This is a genomic window from Enterococcus sp. DIV1411a (assembly GCF_050531945.1).
In the GTDB taxonomy this organism is placed as follows: domain Bacteria; phylum Bacillota; class Bacilli; order Lactobacillales; family Enterococcaceae; genus Enterococcus_B; species Enterococcus_B faecium.
In genome coordinates this window covers 565,906-591,985 of sequence record NZ_CP172892.1, presented here as the reverse complement: position 1 = coordinate 591,985, position 26,080 = coordinate 565,906, and the positions used below count along the sequence as shown (strand labels likewise).

Sequence of the window (26,080 nt, the reverse complement as noted above, 5' to 3'; positions counted from 1 at the left end):
AAGCCCAACATCTCAAAAAGAGAGATTGGCGTTCGTTTTAACGGTCGAACAGTTCCGAATTTGCCTACTTATCGACAAATTATTCTCCAAGGCCATTTTCAGCTTTTCTTACTTGACTCTTCTCACCAGCCAGAGCCTCTCTGCAAAGTTTCCAAACTTACTTTCCTTTTCAACGAAATCGATATTTTGTTGTTGGGATTAATCTACATGAGGAAAACTGAAAAGTCAAGTACGAAATTCAAATTATTTTTTCTATATTTATTTTTCTGTTTTTTTATTTAACATTTCAATAACAGTTCGAAGATCTTTTCCTTCCGCAAGAAGTTTCAATTTTTCCTTTTCTTCGACGGTATAATTTCGGACAAAACTGGAATCAGGTATCAAAACAACGCCTAATCCTGCTCGTGAAGCAGCTGTTGCTCCTACTAAAGAATCTTCCACTGCAAAGGCTGAACTAGCTTCTAATCCTGTTCGTTCCAAAGCTGTCAGATAAGGAATCGGTGAAGGCTTGTTCTCCGACACTTCGTCTCCGAATGTAAACGTGTCAAAGTAATCAGCTAATTTAAAGTGATCCAAGATATCTGTTGCTCTTTTCGTAACAGTGGTCGTAGCAATGCCTAGTTTCATATGACGTTCTTTTAAGTCTGCCAATATTTCTTTTGCATATGGTTTTAAGTGGATGGCTCCGCTTGTCAGCTGTTGATAAAAATATTCTTCACGCTTCGCTCGGACTTCCTGTACTTTTTCAGGGCTACCTGCTGCTTTCACTAAAATATCAAAACTTTATTTCCAGTTTTTTCCGCCCCAAGCGTCAACGATTTCTTTTGGGATATGGATATCAAATTGCTGAAATCCCCAAAGCCAGCCATCACGATACGTTTTTTCTGTGTCAACTAACAAACCATCTAAATCAAATATTGCACCTTTCATCTATACATTAATCCTTTCCAAAACAATACACATAGTTTAGCACGACTGGTCCAAAAAGAACAGAAGCAAAGAACCATCCTTCTCGTTTATAAGAGTTCTTGGAATCGACGGATATAGATTTTCTTCACAGCTGTCACAAGCGCCAGATAAGCGATGACTGTAGCAAATAACCATAACCAGTAATTGCCAGGAAGTGGCATCAAGCCTAATTCAGTACCAAAACTTGTAAAAGGAAGGACAGAACCGACAATAATTCCTAATGTAGTGATAACAAACATGGCAAATGTTGCATTGCTTTGGATAAATGGTACTTTCGGTGTACGCAGTGCATGGAGCACTAAGGTTTGTGTCCATAGTGATTCGACAAACCATCCTGCATGGAATAATGCGATGAAAATCACTTGCTGTGAACTATCCAATGTATGGAAACTTCCGCCCACTACAGCAGGACAAATAACAAAATACATCAACAAGTAAGTAGTAATATCAAATATCGAACTTGTTGGGCCAAAGTAAACCATGAATTTCCCAATACTAGATGCATTCCATTTTTTTGGCTCGTCCAAATATTCTTTATCCATCCGATCCCATGGCAAGGAAATGCAGGAAACATCATAGATCAGATTCAAAAACAGAAGTTGTAAAGGCAGCATTGGTAAAAATGGCAGGAACGTACTTGCAATCAGCACGGAAAACATATTGCCAAAATTAGAACTTGCTGTAGCCTTGATATATTTCATGATATTCCCAAAAGTTTCTCGTCCAGAAAGAAGGCCTCTTTCCAAAATCGTCAAATCTTTTTCTAAAAGGATCACGTCTGCAGATTCTTTCGCAATATCCACAGCTGTATCTACAGAAATACCGATATCAGCCACTTTCATTGCAGGAGCGTCATTGATACCATCTCCTAAAAATCCGACAGTATGACCATTTTTACGTAAAGCTGTCGTCAAACGTGCTTTTTGCTGAGGATTCAATTTTACGAATACTTCATGGTCTTCAGCTACTTGTGCTAATTCATGATCACTCATTTCCGAGATTTTCTCACCGGTAACCAATTCATTGATCTCTAGACCTACTTGACGGCACACTGAACGTGTAACTAATTCGTTGTCCCCAGTCAGAACTTTTACAGCTACACCATGTTCTTTCAGAGCTTTCAACGCTTGTTTCGTTGTTTCTTTTGGTGGATCAAGGAAAGCAAGATAACCAATCAAAACCATGTCTGACTCATCTTTGACTGAAAATTCTCCAACGACGCTTGGATTGGTCTTTTGTGCGACACCAATCACTCGTAAGCCATCTTCATTAAGTGACTGTACTTTTGCAAGTACGGCTTCTTTTCGTTCTTTTGTTAATGGTGTAACAGTACCGCCAAGATCAATAAATTTAGAAATGTTCAGCATTTCTTCAATCGCGCCTTTTGTGATCATTTGTGTTTTACCAGCTGGATCAGCAACCACAACACTCATACGGCGACGTTCAAAATCAAAAGGAATTTCATCCACTTTTTGATAATTGATCTTATCTGTATCTAAAGTTTCTGTTGCTTCATCAATGATAGCCACATCTAACAAATTTTTCAGCCCTGTTTGATAGTAGCTATTTAGATACGCATGGCGCAAAACACGATCATCTTCATTTCCTTCACAATCCATATGATATTCAAGAATGATTTTATCTTGTGTCAATGTCCCCGTTTTATCCGTACATAACACATCGATTGCACCAAAGTTCTGGATGGCATTCAAATTTTTGATCACTGTTCCTTTTTTGGCCATCACACTTGCTCCTTTGACCAAATTCGTCGTAACGATCATTGGAAGCATTTCAGGTGTTAGACCAACTGCTACAGATAGTCCAAAAAGAAAAGCTTCTAGCCAATCCCCTTTTGTAAGCCCATTGATGACGATAACTGCTGGAGCCATCAATGACATAAATTTGATCAGTAGCATGGATGTTTTATGGATGCCTAATTCAAAGCTTGATTGAATTGGTTTTTCAGATAGCGTTTCTGCTACATGACCAAATAGTGTTTCATTTCCAACAGAAACAATGATTCCTTCCGCACTTCCACTGATGACATTACTTCCCATAAAGACAAGATTTTCGTAACTTGTTTCGCTTTGCTGATCGTCTTCACATACTTTCGCATGCTTTTCTACTGGATAGCTTTCCCCTGTCAATGCTGCTTGGGAAATGAATAAATCCTTTGCGGACAATAAACGCATATCCGCTGGTATCATATCCCCTGCTGAAAGCCGAACAAGATCTCCACAGACGATTTCTTCCATAGGAATCTCTGTGTACTTTCCATTACGTTTTACAGCTGCCGTTACTTTCACAAGTGATTTCAGTTTTTCAGCCGCTTGATTGGAACGTACGGACTGAATCAACGTCATTGTCCCGCTGACGATAACCATAGTGAAGATAATGGCTACACCGAAAAGATCTTTATCCCCAGGAGCTGCTAATACATATTCCGTGATGAATGAAATAATTCCTAATGCGATCAACACTAATGTAAATGGCGTGATGTATGCTTTCAATATTTCTACGATGAATGGTGTTTTTTTGCCATATGAAATCGCATTTTCACCGTAATTTTCTCTTGAACGTTCGATTTGTTCTTCTGTCAATCCATTTGCTGATGCATGGAATAGTTCAAATAATTCTTGTTTCGTTTTTCCAGCAAAAGCTGCATAGATTTTTTGTGTATCTTTCTTTTTTTCCATCTCAATCTCTCCTTTGTGTCCAAAAGACAGCTGTTCTCGCTGCTTTTGGTCTTTAGCTATTCATCGGATCGATAGAGAAAAAACTGAAAGGGGCTGAGAACAGATAGATAATAGCCCTGGCCTTTCCTCTAGATCCTTGTTTTTCGAATGACTGTCATCCATTTGTTCTCATCTCCTTTACTAAGTAATTTTAATTCATGACTTCCAATCATTTTTCGAATAGTTATTTTCCCAATTAGACCACCTCCTTTTTATTTTTCACCGATGGGGATTTGCGGCAACAAAAAAACCTCTCGCCAAATACTCAGCGAAAGGTTTGAAAAAGCATATTAAAAAAAGCTTCTCAGATCTCATCGTTGAGTTTTGACACTGTACAACGTAAAAAGCAGATACCTGCTTTTAGCTACCTTATGAAAAGCCTTATCTCGACAATTCCTGTTCTACCCATTGGCGTCTCTCGACGTTTTTGGGCAGTAGCCTATGTTTGTATAGGAGCCTCACCTAACAAATCTTATTCGGTTTTCCTTCGTTAATATAACAACTAAAAAAGAGGATGTCAAATCAATTTTCCATGTTTTTCATACTTTTTTTAAAATACACGCGTTATATTCCTGTCTCACGCGGTTTTATTTGTCTCATTTTCCACCTCCCGCTATAATAGAAATATAGTAGGAAACGAGGTGCTGTTATGGAAAGAACACTTGTTATTATCAAGCCAGACGGCGTGAGACGCCATTTAGTCGGAAGCATCATCCAACGTTTTGAAGCAAAGGGACTGGCCATTGCTGAAATGAAGTTTGAAACTATGACTCCTGAATTAGCAAAAGAACATTATCAGCACTTGACTGAGCGCAGTTTTTTTGATGAACTGATCGATTACATGACTTCCGGTCCTGTCGTTTATCTTGTCCTGGTCGGCGAGGAAGTGATCGATATCGTCCGTAAGATGGTTGGAGCAACAAAAGCTGCCGATGCTGTTCCAGGTACGATCCGAGGAGACTACGCGCTGCCGGGGACTGAAAACATTATTCACGCTTCTGATTCCCGTGATGCTGCGGTAAAAGAGATCGCCCGCTTTTTCCCGCCATTCGATATAAACAAACCGTCTGAAAAAGCGGCGAAGTGATACAAATTCTAAACTGCTGGTCTAGTTGCTGGGTTCAGCAATGGCCAGCAGTTTTTTCTCTAAGGACCTCCGTTGATTCTTTCCTAACATATATTCGAGCACTGTGAAGAATTCTTGGTAGTCTTTCGTCTTTTTTTCCCCTAAAGCAGCAGAAATCAATCTTTGATAATAATCTGCCATCAATGTTTCATAGATCACTGTACTTCTTTCTTTATGTGCTAAGCTCCGTTTCATATCTTCATTCACACTACGTGCCTTTTTCAACCGACCATTTTCTATATAAAACGAAGTCAGGTTCATTAAAAAAGTAAAGAGATACTGCTCATGATTGTTCAACTGTGCTAATCGTCGCATTCTTTTTTTGATTTCGCCGTTTGTATAATTAAGCGAGACAAATAAAAAAGCCATTTATGTTACACTCAAATTGTAATACCCGCTAAAGCATACAAGGAGAGTGAACACAAATGACTTATACCCATCTTACACCAAACGAGCTTGTAATGATAGAAGCATATTTTCATCAAGAAACTCCGGTTGCTATCGTTGCGAAGCAGCTTAAACGTGGACGCCAAACAATTTACAATGTCTATAACTTTCTCAAATGTGGTGGAACAGCACTTGAATACTTTGAACAATACAAAGAAAATAAGCGACGTTGTGGGAGAACCGAAATCATTTTTCCTGCTGAGGAAAAAGAATACATTGCAAAAAGATCAACTGAAGGTTGGACCCCAGACGTCATTATTGGCCGTGCAGAGCGAACCTTCTCTTGTTCAGTAAGTACCCTCTATCGCCGGTTTAAGACGGGAGAATTCAATGTTTTACATTTACCGATGCAAGGAAAACGAAAACCAAATGGTTATAAGGAAAAACGTGGAAAACAGGCATTCAAAAGAAATATTTCTGAGCGTAAAAAAGATTATGTCGTTTTCGAAGAAGAATTTGGACATTTAGAGGGTGATACGATTGTCGGCATCCACCATAAAAGTGCCGTCATCACACTCGTTGAGCGACTTTCAAAAGCCATTATCGCCTTGAAACCAGAAGGCCGTAAGGCAGTTGATATTGAAAATTCGATTAATGAATGGCTTCAATCCGTACCCAAAAATCTTTTCAAATCAATTACCTTTGATTGTGGAAAAGAATTCTCTAATTGGAAAAGTATTAGTAATACGAATGATATTGATATTTATTTCGCAGACCCAGGAACGCCTTCCCAACGGGGATTAAATGAACATTCAAACGGACTCCTCCGAAAAGATGGACTACCAAAAGAAATGGACTTCAACCAAGTCAATCAAGGATTCATCTCATCCGTTGCGTCCAAAAGAAACCATATCCCTAGAAAATCACTAAATTACCAAACACCATTAGAAGTTTTTTTGAGTTACGTAAATGGAAAGTTTTGTCTCGCTTAATTTGACAAATAATATTTTCAAATAATTGTTCTCAATGAACCGATCACTGAATATCCAAGGAAAATCAGCTAGAATAGATAGTTCAAATTGACCATAGTCTGGTATCTGCATCAAGTATTCTTCAATGATTCGGCATTCATAACGTAAAAATTCAAATTCTGTCTCAGATACTTCTGTTTTTTCGACCATGTGAAGATTCAAAACCAAATAATACAGATCTTCTGTTTTCTTAAAATGCCTACGGTTATTGCTGATCTCTTTATAAGGATCAAAGCTGTCTTCTTGTACCCGATCTAGCATTCGTCTTTTTTTCTTTAACTTTATTGGTTCATCCAGCTGGTTTCGCATCCATTCATATTCTGCAAGTGTCATGTTCATTCGCTCTAAAAATGATCTCAATGTTACAAATGACATTTTTTTCACTGAATTTGTCTCAATCCAGACTAGAGAAGTCTTAGAACAGATTCCTTCCGCTAATTGGGACTGTGTCAACTTCTTGTTGACTCGAAGTTTCTTGATCAATTCACCATCATACATAATAGTTCTCCTTTTTAATTTAAATTTTTCCACATTCAATAAATAGATACGTTAAAAAGGAAAAATACACGAAAAAAATAAAAAAATGTTTTTTTCATAAAAAATACCAACCTTCAAGCATTAGAATGTTGTCTAACTACTGAAGGTTGGTTTGATTGTTTATTGATTATCTTTTTGCTGTTCAACGTCTGTTCTTGTTACTGGATATAAGTTGGTTGTTGTTTTATTGCCATTTTTTGAAAAGACACTTGTCGAATGTTCGCCTTTTTGCTTTTCGATGGCTATGTTACGTTCTGCTTCATTTTTATAGTCATATTTTTTCGGATCGATCGTTTCAAATCCGTTTGGCACATAAAAACGCAAGAGATTTTCTTGATTCAGCTTATCTGAAAGACTTAAAGCAGACTTGACTTTTTCCTGATCTTTGGAAATTTCCTCGTCGATTCCTGCTGCTTTCGTATCGATGATTTCTCCTGTTTGGTTATTGTAAGCTTTTCCTCCTAAGATGGTGTATTTGGGTGTCACGAAGTTCCCATTTCGAAAAGCCACTACTTGATCATGCTGAGGAGATAATAAATCCGTACCAAAATGGAGATAGTCTTTATCATCGATTCCCAAGAGATGAAGTAATGTCGGCAAAACATCGATTTCTCCACCGTATTCGTGATTGACTGACCCTTTAGTATAACCAGGCATATGAATCATTAATGGCACACGCTGCATTTGTGCGTTGTCAAATTCATTCCATGTATCTGGGTCTTTTCCAAGAGCACTTGCTAAGTCTTTATTATCTGTATTTGAGATGCCAAAATGATCCCCATAAATCACAAAGATCGAATTTTGGTAAATAGCGGATTTTTTCAGGTACGTAAAAAATTGTTCCAATGACTGATCCAAATAATGTGCCGTTCGAACATAGTTATCTACTGTGCTATTTCCAGTGTTCAAAGATGGAAAATCGAAATTCTTATCATCCGTATAATAAGGCGTGTGATTGGTTACGGAAAGGAATTTCGTGTAGAACGGCTGTTGTAGATGTTCAAGATATTGGGCAGATTCACTGAATAAATCTTTATCTAATATTCCATAACCTAGCGTTTCATCTGATTCATCAAAATAAGATCGATCAAAGAAATTGTCATAACCTAAGTTTTTATATACATGATCTCTATTCCAAAAACTAGCTACATTCCCATGGAAAACAGCGCTTGTATAGCCTTGCTTTTGTCCAAGGATCGCTGGTGCGGCTTGAAAGACATTATCTGACCCAAGTTCTGTGAATAATGAGCCTTGAGGTAAACCAAATGTGCCAGTTTCCAACATATTTTCAGCATCACTTGTCTTTCCCTGTCCTACTTCATGAAAAAAATTATCAAAGCTGATCGTTGCTTGATTCTGGAAAATACTATTTAAAAACGGTGTGACTTCTTGTCCGTCTACCTTCATATTAATCAAAAACTGCTGGAAACTTTCTAAATGGAGAACGATCACATTTTTCCCTTTAGCGATCCCAAATGTTTCGGGATTTGGCTCTGCATAATGTTTCTTTGTATAATCTAAAACTTCATCAATCCCATTACTGCTTGCATGCGCGCGAACACTGCTAGTCATTCCTGTTTTGATTCCATCATAAATAGTATACGCATCGATTCCTAGATATTTGACAATATATGAACGGTCAAATGTTCGCTGCAGCAATTGTGGACGGTTGGCTTCGCTCAGCGCTAGATTTCCTGAAAAAATAAGCCCTGAAAGACAGGTCACAGCGATAGCCATCGGTTTGCTGACAGGTTGACTTTTGATAGGTATTTTCTTGATCGTCAACCAAACCAGTATCCCAATGAACGTAGCAATATCCAGCCAGTAGAGGACATCATGGGGTTTCATCAAAGAAAAGGAGCTTCCTGATAACCCTTGCGACACTTTCGAAAATCCCAATACAGATTTGACTGTAATGAAATCTGTGAATTCCCGATAAAAAATAATGTTCAAGTACAACAAAAGCGTGTTTAAAATATCAATGATCAAAAGAATGGCTAATGCTGGCTTTGGCTTTTTAATATACAAAGAAAGGCCAAAAAACAATAAGGTAGTTGCAATCGGGTTGATCCACAAGATAAAGTACTGGATCGTACCTTCCACACCTAACGAAAAATCTGCATAGTAAGCAATAATCGTCTTCATCCAGAAAAAGAAAACAGCTGTCAAAACGATTGCTAAACGATTTTGGCACAATTTTTTAAGTTGTGTCACGTATATCACTTCTCTCTATTCACATTTTTCCTTATTTTGCTCCTGAAAAATGAAAATTCCCTAAAAAAGTTGTTATCTTAAGTTTTTTTTATTCTTTCTAAAGATTATTCCGTGCACTTTTCACAGCATAAAACCGCTGTGATATAAGCGATTGAAACAGTAAGGTGATAAAAGTCTTGTCGCAGCTCCTGTTTAGTTGATGCAGGACAGCTTTTTCACAACTTCTTCTTTAAACGGTGTTCTCCTGCCAACTCCTCGGCCACAAGTCACAATATTTATAAAACATGAGAAGCTGTTTTTTGAAATTGTTCCTTGTGGCTCAGAGTTAAACGGCAAGCTCAAGACCTCTTGATACACGGTGTTCAATCAGCTGACCTTCGGTATTAGCTCAAAAAACGGCAAAATATGAGGAACTATTTTGCCGTTTGTTTCTCTAATACTCAGGTCAAAACGCTGATTTCACAACCTCTGTTTTTCATTGTCCATAGGATTGATATTGTCCTTGTGATGACTCATTCGTAATAATTGAGGCTTGATTTTCTTCACTTCCCGTTATCGTTTGTCCACTGCCAGAATCTGAAGGACTTGTTCCTGTCGACTCGTTTTTTTGAGAAGAGACAGTTGTTTTCTTGACTTGTTCATTTGTCTTTTTCCATTCCGCTAAACGATCGGCGACCACTTTTTTGTCTACTTTTTCAGAATAAGCGGTGATCACTTTTCCATTTTTCAAACGGGCTACTTTGTCGCCATCATGAGTCAAAAGCAAAACGGTCAAATGCTTGTCTTTAAATTGATATTGTCTGAGAGAAATCGCACTAAGTACGTCATCGATATTAATAAATTGATTTTCTTCTTTTCCTTTTGGCAAATAGATGTCCAATTCGCCTTTTTCGTAATTGGCAGTTATTTTATACTCCGCCCACCAATAAGTTGAGAATTCTTTTTTGAAATTATCTACTGATTCTTTGCTTGCTACGATTTTTTCTGTTTCTTTCTGAGCAAGATCTGCTGTCATTTTTCCTGAAAATGCTGCGGATAAAATAAGCAGTAAGAAAAAACCGAATAACCAAAAGAGAAGAAACGGTCTTTTTTTCCTCATGCTTTCCTCCACTCCTATTTAATTTTGACTATTCTATTATATACAAAAAATGAAATAGAAAGACAAAAAAGTTGAAAAAGATCGTAAATAATTGAACTTCTTTTTCACAAAATGGTAAGAATGGAGAATTTCACGCATTTGCTCTCAACTATTCTTTCTTAAGCCTCAAATCCGTTTTTATCTGATACGTCTTTGAACCAGTGACCCGATTTTTTGATTGTTCTTTTTCCATCTTGTGCTAAGTCTACTGAAATAAAGCCATATCGATTCTTATATGCATTGGTCCATGACCAGTTATCCATACATGTCCACATATGATAGCCTAAACAATTGGCACCTTCTTGAATTGCTTGATGAACATATTTCAGATGAGATTGGACAAATTCGATCCGATAATCATCGTGGATCATGCCATCTTCTTTGATAAATCGTGCTTCGTTTTCTACACCCATACCGTTTTCAGAAATAAAGCAGTCGATATTTCCATAATGATCTCGTACATTGATCAAAATATCATAGATTCCTTGTTCATAGATCTCCCATCCGCGATAAGGATTCATTTTACGACCAGGCATTTCATAATTGTCGAAATAATCCTCAGGCATTGGACCGTTTTTAGTATCGATTGGTGTTTCTTTTGCTTTTACCCGGCGTGGCTGGTAATAATTGATACCTAAAAGATCTACTGTATTTTCTTTGATGACCGTCAAATCCTCTGGATGGATCACAGGCATGAGATCAAGTTCTTTTACTATCTCAATCAATTCACTTGGGAACTCGCCTTTTACAGCTGGATCAAGGAATGAACGATTGAAGAACGCATCTGCTATTTGCGCTGCTTTAACATCTTCAGGGTTTGATTCGTCTCTTGGATAGCTTGGTGTCAGATTCAAGATGATACCAATAACACCACCTTGCTCCATTTCATGGTAAGATTTGATGGCTAACGCTGAGGCCAACGCTTCATGATAGCCAACTTGGATCGCTTTTTTCATATCTGACTCTTCTGGATAATGCCATCGATATAAATAACCTGCTTCGACTGGAACGATTGGTTCATTATGAGTAAACCATTTTTTTACTTTCGAACCGAACAATTCAAAACAACTTTTGGCATATTTTTCATAGGCTTCAACCGTTTCTCGGTTCAACCATCCGCCTTTTTCTTGCAGATACATCGGCATATCGAAATGATACAGATTCACAAAGGGTTCGATACCGTTTTCAATCAACTCATCAAAATAACGATGATAGAAACGAACGGCTTCTTCGTTGATTGTTCCAGATTCATCAGGTATCAAGCGGCTCCATTGGATAGATGTTCGAAATGAATTATGCCCAGTCTGTTTCATCAACTGTACATCCTCTTGATACTTCGTATAAACTTGTGAAGTTTTTTCAGGTCCTACTTGGTCAAAGAACTTTTGCGGTTCTTTTTTGTACCAATAATCAAAAATGTTCTCTCCTTTTCCATCACCTGAAATCCTTCCTTCTGTTTGTGGGCCACTTGCTGCAGAACCCCACCAAAAATTTGCTGGAAATTGATATTTTTTCATCAAAGCACCTCTTTTTCTTTTTTAGTTCGTTTTAGTTGATTCCATGTATGATATTTTCCATCACAATTACTTTTTCATTTTCTTCCTCTTCTTTTTTGATTCGTTTCAACAGCTGTTCTGCGGCTTGTTCCCCGATTTTATCTGTTGGTGGTGTAATCGTGATTTTCGGAAGGATGCTCAAATCGTTTTTATCCAAATAATCATAATGACTAAACGCAATATCCTTCCCGATTCTGATACCTTCTTGATTGAAACATTCGATAGCACCGATCGACATATTATAATTGCTGACAAAAATCGCTGTTACTCCTTTTTCTAATAATTCTTTTGCCCCATAATAGCCACTTTTTCTAGAATAGTCTCCTGTAAAGACCTCTAATTGGATCGATGGATCATTTTGTACCGCTTCTTTTGCTCCTGCTAAACGTTCTCTTGCTACGTAGTCTGTTTGAGTGGCAGCAATAAATCCGATTTTTTTATGTCCTTGTTCACCATGATGAGCGATCACTTTTGCTACACTTTCTCGATCATTCACTAATATTGTATCAATACCTGCTGGTCCTTCTGGGCAATTCAATGCGATAACTGGAATACTCATTTTTGTGAGCATTTCAAATCCAGACCACTCTTCTTCGGATAAGAAGACAATCAGCCCATCGATCACATGCTTCATCAGGTATTCAATTTTTTGTTCAATTTTTTCTGGCTGATCGGCAAACCCGCTTAATAATAAGCTATACCCATTTTCTTCAGCTACTCTTTCGATCCCTGAGACAACTTCCGACCCAAAACGGCTGGAAATCCCGTTTATCAAAAGTCCAATAGAGAAGCTTCGATTATTCTTCAACCCTTTAGCAATGATGTTTTCTTTATAGTCCAACGCTGAAATCGCTTCTGCTATTTTTTTCATGTTCTTTTCCTTCAGTTGCTGACCATTCAAGTAACGGGAAACTGTTCCCACTGAAACACCAGCCATCTTAGCCACGTCACGGATCGATGCCATACATTCTCACTCCTGCCAGTTACATTTGATTTCTCTTTCTTGTTGTTCGATTATGATGACCGCTTTCTTTGCATAGTGTTGCTTGTCATCAATATCCATATAACTAAAGTCTTCAGTAGAGCAACTTCCTCTCACTATTAATTATACTTAAACAAGTATTTGAACCGGTTCATTTTTAATATAGCATTTTTTTAAAAGATTGCAACACTTTTTTAAAACGCTTTCCGAAAATGGCGAATTTTTTGCCTTTTTAAAATTTTATTCTAAAATTTACTCTATTTGTGGGTGTTTTGTGCGTTTTTCTCTTCCATCCGTTTGAAGTTTTACTTTCCAATGGTATAATTTCTTTATCCTATCAAATGGGGGAAGTATTTTGAAGAAATTAATCGTACTATTTATTTTGTCTGCGGGACTTTTGACATTGACTGGCTGTAATTTGTTTGGCGGCTCTGACCAATCCTCGGATGAAACAACCGATTCTTCTGTCTTAAAAGCGGAAAAAGCAGATATCACTAACAGTGTATATACGCTAAAAGTACGTAAAGATATGGATTTATCCGCGGGACAGTTGACATTTACAGATAAAAAAATGGAATGGACACGCACGTATCAGACACAAGAAACTGATTCTTCTGAATCATCTGAAGAAAAAACAGTGCTGACAGACATCAAGATTACTACCAAAGATGACGAATATATTATTTCAGGAAAAGAAAATAAAAAAGAAGCAACCATCACATTTACCAAAATCGGTAATTACCGTTTGAAGGATGAGGATGGCAACATCTACAGTCTATAGTGCCGTCTGTTGGATCTTCTTTTGTTTCTCCCCTTCTTTTCTGCTATAGTAAAGAAGCAAGATGATTGTAAAGGAGACGAAATGGATGATCGATAGTCCTGATTATTGTACATGTAATAACAACAAAAATATCCATACAGAATTTAATGACCAAGGAAGCTTGAGCATATGCGACAACTGTCACAAACTAGTCAAAGATTCATTTAAAACATTTGAATCTTATCCTGTTCAAAATTATGTAAAAAGTAGAAGAAGATAAACAAATCCAAGCAAAACTCACTATGGCTGATTTTTATGAACTTCAAACTCAGCTTCTTCCTTTGATCAAGCTTCATCAGTAAAACAAACAGTGGATCATTTCAGTTTACAAATCAAAGAGTAAAGATTTATTTATTTCAAATATTTGAATATAAAATAACCAAACGATAGAAAGGCTTATTCTACATCACGTAGTAATTTTTCTTTCCCGTCGTTTGGTTTTTTATTTTTAGCCTAATTCTTGACCTTTTGCATGCTGATTATCCGTAAAATATTTTCCAGCAGGCTTTCCTTCCAATTCAGCTAATTTTTCTTGGATCTGACGGATCACCTTTTTTGCATCTTCTGGATTTTCTACAAAATCGAATTTATCCCCATCCACTTGTATTTTAGGACATACATCAAAATCTTCATACCATTGATTATAGCGGGTGTTCAACGTTTCGTAATAGGTATATAACGTTTCATCGCTTTCTAGCTGTTCATAGTCACGCCCACGTTTTTTGATACGTTCTAGCATCGTGTCCAAAGAAACTTTGATATGGACCATCAAATCAGGCCGTTTTTTTGGAGCAACATCATCTAACTCGTTTAGCATCGTATCTAATAAGCTATCGTACTGCTGTACTTCGATATCCGTTACCCGACCTAAATCAGCGTTTAGATGGAACAACAGGCTATCTTCATAGATGGATCGGTCTAGCACATTGTCATCGTTCACTAAAGCATTTTTCATTGCTAAAAATCGCTTGTTCAAAAAGAAGATTTGCAATAAAAAAGCGTACTGCTCAGGATTTGAATAAAAGAGCGGCAATACTTCGTTATCTTCGACATTTTCATAAAATGGTTTAGAATCAATCTCTTTTGCAAGCATATCCGTCAAACTGCTCTTACCTGCACCAATCGTTCCTGAAATCAAAATCACTGACATACAACCCTTCCTCTTCTATAAGTACTCGCCTACGTAAGTTTCAACAGGCAATGTTTCAAAATCATATTCACGTACAGCTTGGTCTGATTTTAAATACGTATGGAGACTTTGTGTAATCATCAAGTTCGTAGGTACCGTCTCTTCTTGTACAATGATCATCGGTTTTTTCAACATAGTTGCCACACCTAATTCGTAAGCCGTTCCTGGATCGATTGTTTGATGCTCAAAGTCAAGGATAGCAACAACAAATTCTGCATTTGTCAGTTCTTCCATATCTTTTTCGTATACTTCCTGCGCCCATCCAGCGCTGAATAGTTCATAATTGCTTTCTTGGTGATGACGTGGAGAGTAGAAACTTGTGACTGTTTTGTTTTCCTCCAACGCTTTTTCGATACGACTTACTCGATCGATTTGCTCCTCTGAAAAAAATGGTCCTGCTAAATATATTTGACTCATTATTTTGCCTCCTTCAATAATAACTGATTTTTAATAGATACTGCTCGTAATTCATTGACCAGTTCCAATGGATTGTTGGAAAAGATTACTTGATCCAACCATTTTTTATCCATAAAATCCTCTTTTGCAAAAGTTTCTAATAATTGTTGCAAGCCGCTGTAATAACCGCCAATATTCAATATTCCGATTGGCTTGTCAGGCGTCAGACCGATTGCTATCCAAGAAAGAAGTTGTGAGAATTCCTCCAATGTACCTAGACCTCCAGGGAAAACGAGGACAGCATCTCCCTTTTCAAATAATAATACCTTTCTTTCATCGATCGTTTCTGTAGGAATAAATGTAGTAACATCTTTTCCAGGCAATTCAGTTTCAAAAAGCCCATTCGGATAGATACCTGTGACTTTTCCGTTATTTTCCAGTACTGTTTTACTAATCACTCCCATAATCCCGGAGTATGAACCACCGTAAACCAGTTCGATTTCTTCTTGTGCCATGTATTTTCCTAACGTTTGCGCAATAAATTTGTAACTTTCTTTATTACCAAAACGGGAACCGCAAAAAACAGTAAGTTTCATAAAAAAACACTCCCTAACTCAAAAGTCTATCTTCATTCTACACGTGTTTTTTTAAAATAAAAGACTAGATTTTGTAGTTTTTTAGTGGTATATAGGATAGACACCACTATATATAGTATTTAGAAAAAAATCATTTTTCAGCTATTTTATAGATAAAACAAAAATAAATAACGTGTTTTCATCGATATGAAATGACTTACTTATAGAAGATACTGGGATTTCGTCCTATATGCCAATAACGTGTATTATTTTAAACAACAAATACTTGTCCTGAATAATTCATACTTTTAATTAAAACCATGTGAAACTGCCTCACGGCAGCTTACAATTACTTTTTCATCTTCACCCGTTAAGTGATGAAAAAAGAACCCCTTTCTGCTATGGTTAAAGTGACTAAACCAACCAAAAGAAAGGAGTTCTTTTCATGACTAGCTTACACAAAAACCAAGTAAAATTCAATTCAAATATCACTATTTCTCATACAGGTGGTCAATTATCGAGTGATTCGGGTCTCGTCCTAGTGAAAGAGCTGATGAACATCTTTGGTTTTTCTGAACTGGCTAAGCAACACATTCACATTGAAGACGAACGAGCGTATTTTACTCATGACAACTTATCCATACTTGAGCAGTTCATTATGCAATTAATTGCTGGTTACTCAGCTGATTCTGCAGCTAATCTCCTGAGACAAGATCCTGTGTTTAAAGCTGTTTTAGATAGGAAAGAACTCGCTTCTCAATCTTCACTTTCCCGATTTTTAGATCGACTATCTGAGGAGAATATCCATGAACTTCAAGCTTTGAACCAAGAACTTATCGATAAAGCACGCCTCATCCGTAATGATACGGAATTAATCATTGATTTAGATTCGACCCATTCAGATACATTTGGTCACCAAGAACAAACGAATTATAATACACACTACCAAACCTATGGTTACCATCCATTGGTAGCTTTTGACGGATTGACTGGTGACTTCTTAAAAGCTGAACTACGTTCAGGAAATCAATATACATCAAAAGGCGTAAAGGAGTTTCTCACACCTTTATTAGAGCACTATAATCACTCTCTACCAAACACTGACATCTTGGTTCGTGGAGACAGCGGGTTCGCTACACCTGGTGTGTATGATTCGTGTGAATCAAAAAAGAGTCATTATGTTATTCGACTGAAGAATAATCGTAGACTAGGTCAAATAGCTGAGAAATCAGTACTTTATGGCGATAATCAAAAGTGGGAAGAACGAGAAGTTCAGTACTTCTCGACCACTTATCAAGCACAATCCTGGTCACAAAGTCGTCGCGTGTGTATACGCTCAACACGTGAAGCGGGCGAACTACTCTTTCGACATGAATTTATCGTGACGAATCTATCAGAAAATGTTTCTCCTGATACCATCTTTTCTATCTATGCCAAACGTGGCACAATGGAGAACTTCATTAAAGAAGCGAAAGCTGGCTTTTACTTTGACAAAACAGACAGTCCTCGCTTTTTGGAGAATCATGTCCGAATGATGCTCAGCTTGATAGCTTACAACTTAGTCAACTTCTTAAGAACGATTGGCTTTGAAGAAGTCCAAAAGGGAATGACCATTCATTCTATTCGATTGAAGTTTCTGAAAGTTGCTGGGAAATTAGTCCAAACGGGTAGACGAGTCTATCTCAAATTATCTAGTTATCATGTGTATCAGAATGAATTCTACAGGGTCTTTGCTCGCCTGAGGCGAGCCAGTCAATGGATCTAATCCAACAATCTAACGATTTTTTTACTGGGAAGTTATCCAGGGAGAAGTATGCTCAAAATGCCTTACACCCAAAATTTATTCCTCAATATTTTTGAACAGTGAATGTTTGAAGTAACTTTTTAGTCAAAATCAGTTGATAGGGATATTAGTGATACATATTTCAATAAAATGTGCCAAAGAATTAAAGCTATGAATTATTCAGGACTTGTTTCTTTTATTAACGAAAAAATCATTTTGTTCTCGTGTTATGTTTCACTGATAAATGATGTTTCTCTAAATAAAAAAGCCGACGAACTAAACGATCAAAATTTGATCATTTTTGTTCATCGGCTTCTCCTAAAAATCTTTTTGTTAACGATAAATAGCTGGATTTGTAAAAATATCACTTGAATCGTCACTGCTGGAAGAAAATTCAGTGATAACCGCACCTGTTACGCCTGCCTGGAACTAGTGTTTGATATTGGGCTCGAACGTGTACTGATCTCTAGCATGAAGAATAATTTCTTTTTTTACTGTATAATAACTTTCTTTCCTTTTTGGAATAGTACAGGAAAGTTTTTTTGTTTCCTTTCCTTCGACATAAGGTATACCAGACCTTTTCGACAACGAAAGGTTCTCATTTTTCCTTCATCGTCATTTCAAGGAGGGTGCCGATGCTCTGGACAGTTTCGATCGCTCCTAAACCAAAATCTGTATATTCGATTCTTTCTAACTCTGATTCTTTCATACCATTCCTGCCTCAAGGTACATCTATTGTACTTTTTTCTTGTAATCCATTCTGCCTCTCCTAACTAATTGTCAAATCATCCCAAGATATGTCTTCTTCCTCTTTTTCTTCTTGGATGATTTCTGCATTCGGATCTACTGGTTTTTTCAATAATAAAATGGTTATTCCTGTGACAAAAGAACCAGCTAACAATGCACCAATGAATGCCCATGGTCTGGTCATCGTAGCGACTGCAAACATTCCCGATGCCGGAATACGGCTATCTGCGCCCCAAAACATGCTTAATCCGCCACCTACTGCCCCACCGACTCCCGTTGCTATGACATTGCGTGCCAAGTCGTTCAATACGATAGGGAAACATCCCTCTGTGATCTGACAGATCCCCATAGGAAAAGCGGTCTTCAATGTATCGATTTCTTGACGATTGAGTATATTTTTACGAATGATTTTCCCTAAGAAATAAGCGATCGTCAAGCCGAATGGGGTTACCATCGAAGCTAAAATCAATACAGTGATTGGTTCATAGATTCCTTCTGAAAATCGTGCCACACCCCCTTATCCAGAATAAATGGTAATCCAGAAACAGCCGTGTATCTGCGGTAATAAGCCTAACCAAACGAAAAATATGAGAAGCTATTTTTGTTTGGCTGTTCTTATTACTTGATGCAGGGCAGCTTTTTCACAACCTCTTTTTTTATTTATGTTTCATAATCAATATGGTAAGGATGCAGCTCCGTATGGTAGACCGCCTCCGAATATTCAATCATTTCCCCAATTTGCGTAGACGATTTCCGTATCCGTTTGATGCCGATCTGTGCGTCTGTTTTCAGAATTCCTTGTTCTTCTTCTGTTAAAAATACTGCCGATAAATCATCAGAAAATGAGTCAATAGTATATCCTTTTTTCGTCAGCAAACGATACAAAGATTCTTTGCCAAATTCTTCTCTGCTGAATTGCATCATTTCTTGTGGAAGATAATGAACAAAATAAATATAAGGCTGATTGTTCAAATAATATAAGCGCTTAAAACAAACAGCTTGCTCACCGAAAAAGGAAAACAAAGGATCTTCCTTCTTTATATGGACCAATTGCAAATCCAGCGTTTCTTTCCGGACTTCATATCGGGAGTTCTCCAAGATTTGCGTAAAGCTTGCCGCTTTGGATAATCGATTGTAAGGACGATTGCTTAGAACCGTCGTCCCACGACCACTTTTCTTTGCGACATATTCATCTGATGCCAGCAGTTCGATTGCCTTTCGGACAGTGATTTTGCTGACTTGAAACAGTTCTTCTAATTCACTTTCTGTCGGCAACATCGAACCGACTGGATATTTTCCTGAGAAAATATCTTCTTTAATTTTATCTGCGACTTCCAAGTATAGTACACGTGTCCTTTTCATAACGTCACCCTTTGCTTTACTATTACTAAAAGAATAGCACATAAAAAATAAAAAAAGAACACAAATCACATGTGAGAAGTGTGTTCTTTTTCATTCAGCTGCTTTAATTACAAGTTTACGCCATTTGAGGCAATTACTTCTTTATACCAATCAAAAGATTTTTTCTTTGATCGATTCAGTGTCCCATTTCCTTCATCGTCTAGATCCACATAGATAAAGCCGTAACGTTTACTCATTTCTCCTGTTGATGCACTGACAAGATCGATACATCCCCAAGGCGTATAGCCCATCAAATCTACACCGTCTGCTACTGCATTAGCCATCGCTTCGATATGACGACGTAAATAATCGATCCGATAATCATCAATAATCGTGCCATCCTCTTCCATATGATCAATGGCTCCAAGACCGTTTTCAACAATGAATAATGGTTTCTGGTAACGATTGTATAATTCATTCAATGCGATTCTCAGCCCTTCTGGATCGATCTGCCAGCCCCATTCACTTGCCTCAAGAAACGGATTTTTTACTCCTCCCAGCAAGTTCCCTTCTGAAGTTGCTGCTTGTGGATCAGTCTCATTGATTGCCGTAGACATATAATAACTAAATCCGATGTAGTCCACTGGATATTCTTTTAGCAACTGGAAGTCTTTTTCCGTTTGCTCTAATTTTTCCGGATCGACTCCATATTTTTTATGGGTACGCGCTGTGTATGCAGGGTATTCTCCACGTACTTGGACATCCGTGCAGAAAAAATTGAATTCTTGGTTTTGGATCATTGTTGCTGCCTGATTGACTGGATTGGCATCGATGCTGTAAGTTGTTGCATAGATAATCATGCAGCCGATTTGGATATCCGAACGCAATTCGTGGCCGATTTTTACGGCTTTGCTACTTGCAACGAATTGATTATGCCATGCTTGGAAAATATTTTGGTACTCTCCTGCTCCATTGCTTTTTACTAATCCTTGACTTAAAGCTGGAAAGTGAAAGGCCGAATTGATTTCATTGAAAGTCATCCAATATTTGACTTTACTGCTGTATCTCTCTAATACTGTCTGAGCAAATCGTTCATAGAAATCGATCAGTTTTCGATTTTTCCAGCCACCGTATTCTTTTGCCAAATGAAGAGGCATTTCGTAATGAGAAATCGTGATCACAGGTTCAATATCATATTTTAAGCACTCATCAATCAGCTGATCATAAAATTCTAATCCCGCTTCGTTAGGAGTACCTTCGTCTCCAGTTGGAAAAATTCGTGTCCAGGCAATCGAAAAACGATAACATTTGAATCCCATTTCCGCAAACAAGGCAAGATCTTCTTTGAAACGATCGTAATGATCGATTCCTCGATGATTCGGGTAAATATATTTTTCTTGATCAATCGTCCAGTCAAATTCTTCACTGCCGATAATCGCAAAGCGCTGCTTACCTCCAGGCATAGCATCTGCAACGGATAGCCCTTTTCCGTCTCGATCATAAGCCCCTTCTAATTGATTGGCAGCAGTTGCTCCACCCCATAAAAATTTTTCTGAAAAACGTGATTGCATCCTGATTTCCTCCTTATTTTACAATTGCCAGAACATCTTCGTTTGCAATAATCTCTTTTTGGTCTAATTCAAGTATATCGGCAAATGCATCAGTATTCGTAATGACAACTGGAGTGATTACGCTATAGCCAGCTGCTCTAATTGCTTCGATGTCAAAACGAATCAATAAATCTCCTGCTTTGACGAGATCCCCTTGTTTGACTAAGATCTCAAAGCCATTCCCATTTAATTCTACTGTATCCATCCCGATATGAATCAAAATCTCCGCTCCGTCAGTCGTTGTGATCCCTACAGCATGTCCAGTTGGAAAAATAGTCGTGATCTCTCCGTCTGCAGGTGCAACTAGTTCTCCTACTTCTGGATCAATAGCGATACCTTTTCCCATCACGCCAGAAGAAAAAACTTGGTCTGGTACTTCACTCAATGGCAGTACTTTACCCGTTAAAGGACTTTTTAAGGTATGCCGTGCTGAAGTAATCGGTTCTCCTGCATTCGCATGTTTGTTTTCTAATTGATTGTCTTGTGTTTGTTCGTCAAATCCTAAAATCAATGTACCTACGAATGCAAGAACAAAAGCAATTCCTGTAGCTATTACTGCTACTGTCACATTTGACTCTACACCATCCACCGTACTAATGAAAGTCGGAATCGTCAATAAGCTGACCAAACTGCTGGAGAAAGCTTTTACTCCGGAAAATCCGATAATAGCTCCACCAATACCTCCAGAAATACAAGCGGCAATGAATGGTTTCTTCAAAGGTAATGTCACACCATACACAGTTGGTTCAGTGATTCCAAATAACGAAGTCACTGTAGAAGAAATCCCTAATGCTCGAAGTTTCGTATCTTTTGTTCGCAATGCTACAGCTAAAGCAGCCCCACCTTGTGCCAAGATGGCTGGAAGAAGCATTGGCATCAATACATCAAACCCATATTGTTCGATATTCAAAAACATGATCGGTACGAATCCCCAATGCATGCCGAACATCACGAATACTTGCCATAAACTTCCCATGATTAGACCTGCTACGATTGGACTAAATCCATAAATCGAGTTGAAGAGACCGCCTAAAGCATTACCGGCAACCGTCCCGATTGGTCCTAAAGCAAGAAATGTTAATGGAACCATCACTACTAAAACGACAAGCGGAACTAAAATCATTTGCAGAAATTGCGGAATCACTTTTTTTACGAATGGCTCTAATTTACTTTGAACCCATACGGCTAGAATGATTGGTATGACAGAAGAAGTATAACCAGATGGTGAAAGAATCACTGGGATCCCAAAGAAACTGATAGCTTCTCCCGCACCAGCAACTGCTGTGATAGCTGGATACACAAGTGCCATAGCAATTGCTACTGCTAAAAACTGGTTGGCTTTGAACTTTTTAGCTGCTGTAAAAGCAAGCATGACAGGTAAGAAGGTAAAGACACCATCTGCTGCAGCAAACAATATTTGATAAGTACCGCTATCAGCTGTCAGCCAGCCCATCACCGTTGCCAATGATAAGAATCCTTTCAATACCCCGGCGGCTGCCATCGCCCCTAGAAAAGGTGTAAATATACTAGAGATAATATCGATCAGACGATTCAAAATATTTTTGGACTCTTCTTTTCCATCCTCCGAAACTGCAAGACCTTCCTCATCCACGATCGATTGATAAACATCTGCTACATTACTGCCAATCACTACTTGATACTGACCGCCACTTTGGACGACTTGGATCACGTCCGGGTCTTCTTTTAACTTTTGCGTATCTGCTAAAGATTCATCTTTTAATCTGAATCGCAACCGCGTAGCACAATGTACTAAACTTTTGACATTCTTTTGTCCTCCTACTGCTTCCCATACACGACGACCAACTGCTTGATTATCCATTGTTTTTTCCTTCTTTCTTTTTTACGCCGTTTGTATAATTAAGCGAGACAAATAAAAAAGCCATTTATGTTACACTCAAATTGTAATACCCGCTAAAGCATACAAGGAGAGTGAACACAAATGACTTATACCCATCTTACACCAAACGAGCTTGTAATGATAGAAGCATATTTTCATCAAGAAACTCCGGTTGCTATCGTTGCGAAGCAGCTTAAACGTGGACGCCAAACAATTTACAATGTCTATAACTTTCTCAAATGTGGTGGAACAGCACTTGAATACTTTGAACAATACAAAGAAAATAAGCGACGTTGTGGGAGAACCGAAATCATTTTTCCTGCTGAGGAAAAAGAATACATTGCAAAAAGATCAACTGAAGGTTGGACCCCAGACGTCATTATTGGCCGTGCAGAGCGAACCTTCTCTTGTTCAGTAAGTACCCTCTATCGCCGGTTTAAGACGGGAGAATTCAATGTTTTACATTTACCGATGCAAGGAAAACGAAAACCAAATGGTTATAAGGAAAAACGTGGAAAACAGGCATTCAAAAGAAATATTTCTGAGCGTAAAAAAGATTATGTCGTTTTCGAAGAAGAATTTGGACATTTAGAGGGTGATACGATTGTCGGCATCCACCATAAAAGTGCCGTCATCACACTCGTTGAGCGACTTTCAAAAGCCATTATCGCCTTGAAACCAGAAGGCCGTAAGGCAGTTGATATTGAAAATTCGATTAATGAATGGCTTCAATCCGTACCCAAAAATCTTTTCAAATCAATTACCTTTGATTGTGGAAAAGAATTCTCTAATTGGAAAAGTATTAGTAATACGAATGATATTGATATTTATTTCGCAGACCCAGGAACGCCTTCCCAACGGGGATTAAATGAACATTCAAACGGACTCCTCCGAAAAGATGGACTACCAAAAGAAATGGACTTCAACCAAGTCAATCAAGGATTCATCTCATCCGTTGCGTCCAAAAGAAACCATATCCCTAGAAAATCACTAAATTACCAAACACCATTAGAAGTTTTTTTGAGTTACGTAAATGGAAAGTTTTGTCTCGCTTAATTTGACAAATAATATTATTTAAAAAATAAAAACCCAGATTGAAAAAAACAGTCACAAACATTCGTGAACCTATTTTTTCAATCCAGGTTTTGCCTGCCATACAGTAACAATCCTTATGATTGGATGCTTTTTTTCTAACTTACTACTCTTTGAATATGGATCGTCAAATAAATCTGCTCTGCGATCCCCATTTCCTGTTTTTGCGTTTGTCGAAGATACTCATTGATCCGTTCGACACAATGAAACGCTTTTGGATACTTTCCTTGAACTAATGCGTAGAGAAATTCATCTTGTTCGTCAGATCCTTCCCCTTTGAGATAACGCTGGGCAAAAAACTGCAGATGAGTAATAATACGCTGATAATTCAAAGATTCTTCATCGAACACGATGCCGAAGAATTTACTGATGATACTCAGTATATCTCTTACCATTGTGGTAGCGGTCATCGTCACTTGCATGTCTTCGTTTCCTTGTTGGCTATTCACAAAATGAAAGGCAATAAAACCGGCTTCATCCTCAGAAAGTTCCACACCCGTCTTTTGTTTCACGAACAAAAGAGCCTCTTTCGCTGCTTGATATTCTTTCGGATAAAATTTTTTTGTTTCAAATAATAATGGATTAGGCAGTTGGATATTTTCTTTTGCTCGTGTGATCGCATAATGAAGATGATCGGTCAATGTCAGATAAATATTAGGCGAAAATTCAACTTTTAGTTTATCTTCAGCCAGTTCGACTACTTGTTTGACCCATTCGATCTCCTCTGCCGGAATATCAGCCATCAGCTGCTGGAATTGGTTTTTAGCAAAAGAATCTCTTAAAATAAATTCTTTTTGGACCGCTTCTGGCGAAATCTCGTCCCCAATCTTTTTTTGAAAAGCTAGTCCTCTTCCCATACAAACGACTTCTTCCCCGAATCCATTTTTCGAAATGACGACGTTGTTATTCAAAATTTTATCAATTTTCATTTTGCTTCGCCCTCTCAAGAAAAATAAAAAAACCTAGAATTCGCCTACTGTTTCTTAGCTGAATTCTGGTTTTGCCTGCCGTACAGTAACAATCCATTTCTTATTCAAAATCATCATACCATCGAATTTTTATTTATGCAAGCCTTTTCATATAAAAAATAAAAAAACTGGAACACAAGTCTATCTAGAAAACAACCAAATCAGAGATGCACCTCTTTGCGTTCCTCTTTTTTTCAGCAAATTGGTTTTTCCTTATCGATTCATATCCTTTGGCTGTTTTTAATCTGTAACGACTTATGTCCCAGTATCCTAAAATGTTTTTGTCTCTAGATTGAAAGCAGATCTCATATCATCTGTCGCATCTTTTATCGGTGTAACACTTTCCAGTTCTCCTTGTACAACTAGTCGCGTGACGGCATCCATGTCGCCACAAGTAATTAGTGTGACAATTTCTTTTCCCTCGACTTCATTCAGTAATTGGGTATCTGTAGGAGCAACTTTTTCTTTAAAAAATGTTTTGTATGTATACACATTTTCTAAATCTGTCAAATAGATCTTGGCACCCATCTCTAAATTTTCCAGCGGTGTAAACAACAATTCAGGGTTCGTTGCACGATGGCTTGCTAAGGCATAATTTCCTTTTCCCATTTCTTGATCTGGAGATAATGTTCCTGCTCCGTAAAGTAGTGACGTATTATCCAAGCCTTTGAAAATCGGTAAATTGATTGAAACTGAAGGGACTGCGATACTAGCAATCACTGGTAGATCTGTTCCTCTCATCTGCGACCTCATGACCCCTTCTGTCGTCATTGGTTCTACCGCATCAAAGTCAAAACTGACATCTTTATCGTTATTCTTTTTCAGATCTTCTTTTGTTACATTCGCTATAGCATATTTATCTCCTGTCTCTCTGACAAGATAATCCTTGATCTGTTCATTGAAAATCAAAGCTAGTCCTACTAATAACAAGAGGAACAAGAGGATATTGACTAGCCATCTTTTTGCTTTTCCTTTTTTTTTCATTTTCTCTCCCTCCAGACTCATTTTACTGTTTTTCTTTTGCTC

Annotated in this window: 19 protein-coding genes, 4 pseudogenes, 1 riboswitch and 1 other annotated feature (1 of these 25 cut by a window edge); of the genes and pseudogenes, 6 read left to right on the top strand and 17 right to left on the bottom strand. The window is 37.8% G+C overall.

The features are described from left to right. Positions 1-182, bottom strand: a binding site (T-box leader) (it extends 52 nt beyond the left edge of the window). 76 nt (positions 183-258) lie between these two features. Together IGJ87_RS02785 and mgtA are read right to left on the bottom strand one after the other, a co-directional pair. After that, positions 259-930: pseudogene (locus IGJ87_RS02785) on the bottom strand (HAD family hydrolase). Positions 931-1,016: 86 nt separating this feature from the next. Beyond that, positions 1,017-3,665, bottom strand: coding sequence for a magnesium-translocating P-type ATPase (mgtA, locus tag IGJ87_RS02780; protein ID WP_002323359.1), 2,649 nt, complete (start codon positions 3,663-3,665; stop codon positions 1,017-1,019). Between the two features lie 341 nt (positions 3,666-4,006). After that, positions 4,007-4,181: riboswitch (M-box (ykoK) riboswitch) on the bottom strand. Positions 4,182-4,353: 172 nt separating this feature from the next. Between mgtA and ndk the strand changes: the two genes are divergently transcribed. Continuing rightward, entirely contained in the window at positions 4,354-4,791 is a 438-nt protein-coding gene (ndk, locus tag IGJ87_RS02775; protein ID WP_002293327.1) for a nucleoside-diphosphate kinase, read from the top strand. 21 nt (positions 4,792-4,812) lie between these two features. On the opposite strand, the pseudogene IGJ87_RS02770 reads toward ndk, so the two are convergent. Next, a pseudogene (locus IGJ87_RS02770) lies at positions 4,813-5,160 on the bottom strand (hypothetical protein); the annotation flags it as partial. A 95-nt stretch (positions 5,161-5,255) separates the two neighbouring features. Here IGJ87_RS02770 and IGJ87_RS02765 point away from each other — a divergent pair. Next, the gene (locus IGJ87_RS02765) at positions 5,256-6,209 is read left to right on the top strand and encodes an IS30 family transposase (RefSeq protein ID WP_002325884.1); all 954 of its coding nucleotides are present in this window, start codon (positions 5,256-5,258) and stop codon (positions 6,207-6,209) included. Positions 6,210-6,221: 12 nt separating this feature from the next. Here the strand turns inward: IGJ87_RS02765 and IGJ87_RS02760 are convergent. From IGJ87_RS02760 to IGJ87_RS02740, 5 genes and pseudogenes are all read right to left on the bottom strand, one after another. Continuing rightward, positions 6,222-6,746: pseudogene (locus tag IGJ87_RS02760) on the bottom strand (helix-turn-helix domain-containing protein); the annotation flags it as partial. A 159-nt stretch (positions 6,747-6,905) separates the two neighbouring features. Further along, positions 6,906-8,999 carry an LTA synthase family protein gene (locus IGJ87_RS02755; RefSeq protein WP_002323772.1) on the bottom strand — a complete coding sequence of 698 codons (2,094 nt, stop codon included), beginning with the start codon at positions 8,997-8,999 and terminating at the stop codon, positions 6,906-6,908. A gap of 475 nt (positions 9,000-9,474) precedes the next feature. Further along, positions 9,475-10,098, bottom strand: coding sequence for a hypothetical protein (locus tag IGJ87_RS02750; protein WP_002293828.1), 624 nt, complete (start codon positions 10,096-10,098; stop codon positions 9,475-9,477). 158 nt (positions 10,099-10,256) lie between these two features. Next, a complete protein-coding gene (locus IGJ87_RS02745; protein ID WP_002306082.1) occupies positions 10,257-11,654 on the bottom strand; it encodes a glycoside hydrolase family 1 protein in 1,398 nt (465 codons plus the stop codon). Between the two features lie 31 nt (positions 11,655-11,685). Continuing rightward, complete coding sequence (locus IGJ87_RS02740) at positions 11,686-12,657, bottom strand: LacI family DNA-binding transcriptional regulator (protein ID WP_002299983.1); 972 nt, start codon at positions 12,655-12,657, stop codon at positions 11,686-11,688. Positions 12,658-13,030: 373 nt separating this feature from the next. On the opposite strand from IGJ87_RS02740, the gene IGJ87_RS02735 reads away from it, so the two are divergent. Then, entirely contained in the window at positions 13,031-13,456 is a 426-nt protein-coding gene (locus IGJ87_RS02735) for a hypothetical protein (RefSeq protein ID WP_002299985.1), read from the top strand. 487 nt (positions 13,457-13,943) lie between these two features. Here IGJ87_RS02735 and IGJ87_RS02730 read toward each other — a convergent pair whose 3' ends face one another. The 3 genes from IGJ87_RS02730 to IGJ87_RS02720 are packed head-to-tail and all read right to left on the bottom strand — an operon-like array spanning position 13,944 to position 15,676. After that, positions 13,944-14,645, bottom strand: coding sequence for a deoxynucleoside kinase (locus tag IGJ87_RS02730; protein WP_002293834.1), 702 nt, complete (start codon positions 14,643-14,645; stop codon positions 13,944-13,946). A gap of 15 nt (positions 14,646-14,660) precedes the next feature. Next, entirely contained in the window at positions 14,661-15,101 is a 441-nt protein-coding gene (locus tag IGJ87_RS02725; RefSeq protein WP_002293607.1) for a nucleoside 2-deoxyribosyltransferase, read from the bottom strand. Next, a complete protein-coding gene (locus IGJ87_RS02720; protein WP_002293608.1) occupies positions 15,101-15,676 on the bottom strand; it encodes a TIGR00730 family Rossman fold protein in 576 nt (191 codons plus the stop codon). Before IGJ87_RS02720 ends, IGJ87_RS02725 begins: the two co-directional genes overlap by 1 nt. A gap of 424 nt (positions 15,677-16,100) precedes the next feature. Between IGJ87_RS02720 and IGJ87_RS02715 the strand changes: the two genes are divergently transcribed. Together IGJ87_RS02715 and IGJ87_RS02710 are read left to right on the top strand one after the other, a co-directional pair. Beyond that, the gene (locus tag IGJ87_RS02715) at positions 16,101-17,420 is read left to right on the top strand and encodes an IS1380-like element IS1678 family transposase (protein WP_000202380.1); all 1,320 of its coding nucleotides are present in this window, start codon (positions 16,101-16,103) and stop codon (positions 17,418-17,420) included. A gap of 189 nt (positions 17,421-17,609) precedes the next feature. Further along, the gene (locus IGJ87_RS02710; RefSeq protein WP_080117030.1) at positions 17,610-17,810 is read left to right on the top strand and encodes a hypothetical protein; all 201 of its coding nucleotides are present in this window, start codon (positions 17,610-17,612) and stop codon (positions 17,808-17,810) included. A gap of 397 nt (positions 17,811-18,207) precedes the next feature. Here the strand turns inward: IGJ87_RS02710 and IGJ87_RS02705 are convergent. The 4 genes and pseudogenes from IGJ87_RS02705 to IGJ87_RS02690 all read right to left on the bottom strand — a co-directional run. Then, a pseudogene (locus tag IGJ87_RS02705) lies at positions 18,208-18,684 on the bottom strand (PTS fructose transporter subunit IIC); the annotation flags it as partial. 161 nt (positions 18,685-18,845) lie between these two features. Then, complete coding sequence (locus IGJ87_RS02700) at positions 18,846-19,547, bottom strand: GntR family transcriptional regulator (protein ID WP_002325857.1); 702 nt, start codon at positions 19,545-19,547, stop codon at positions 18,846-18,848. A gap of 107 nt (positions 19,548-19,654) precedes the next feature. After that, positions 19,655-21,097: a glycoside hydrolase family 1 protein gene (locus IGJ87_RS02695; protein ID WP_002325858.1), complete on the bottom strand. Its 1,443-nt coding sequence runs from the start codon at positions 21,095-21,097 to the stop codon at positions 19,655-19,657. Between the two features lie 13 nt (positions 21,098-21,110). Next, on the bottom strand, positions 21,111-22,976 hold the full coding sequence (locus IGJ87_RS02690) for a beta-glucoside-specific PTS transporter subunit IIABC (RefSeq protein WP_002318720.1): 1,866 nt from the start codon (positions 22,974-22,976) through the stop codon (positions 21,111-21,113). A gap of 120 nt (positions 22,977-23,096) precedes the next feature. Here IGJ87_RS02690 and IGJ87_RS02685 point away from each other — a divergent pair, with 120 nt between their 5' ends. Further along, on the top strand, positions 23,097-24,050 hold the full coding sequence (locus IGJ87_RS02685; protein WP_002325884.1) for an IS30 family transposase: 954 nt from the start codon (positions 23,097-23,099) through the stop codon (positions 24,048-24,050). Between the two features lie 134 nt (positions 24,051-24,184). Here the strand turns inward: IGJ87_RS02685 and licT are convergent, their stop codons facing one another. Both licT and IGJ87_RS02675 read right to left on the bottom strand, forming a co-directional pair. Then, positions 24,185-25,015 carry a BglG family transcription antiterminator LicT gene (gene licT / locus IGJ87_RS02680; protein ID WP_002325860.1) on the bottom strand — a complete coding sequence of 277 codons (831 nt, stop codon included), beginning with the start codon at positions 25,013-25,015 and terminating at the stop codon, positions 24,185-24,187. Positions 25,016-25,324: 309 nt separating this feature from the next. Then, positions 25,325-26,038, bottom strand: coding sequence for a class A sortase (locus IGJ87_RS02675; protein ID WP_002318718.1), 714 nt, complete (start codon positions 26,036-26,038; stop codon positions 25,325-25,327). Between the last annotated feature and the right edge of the window lie 42 nt (positions 26,039-26,080).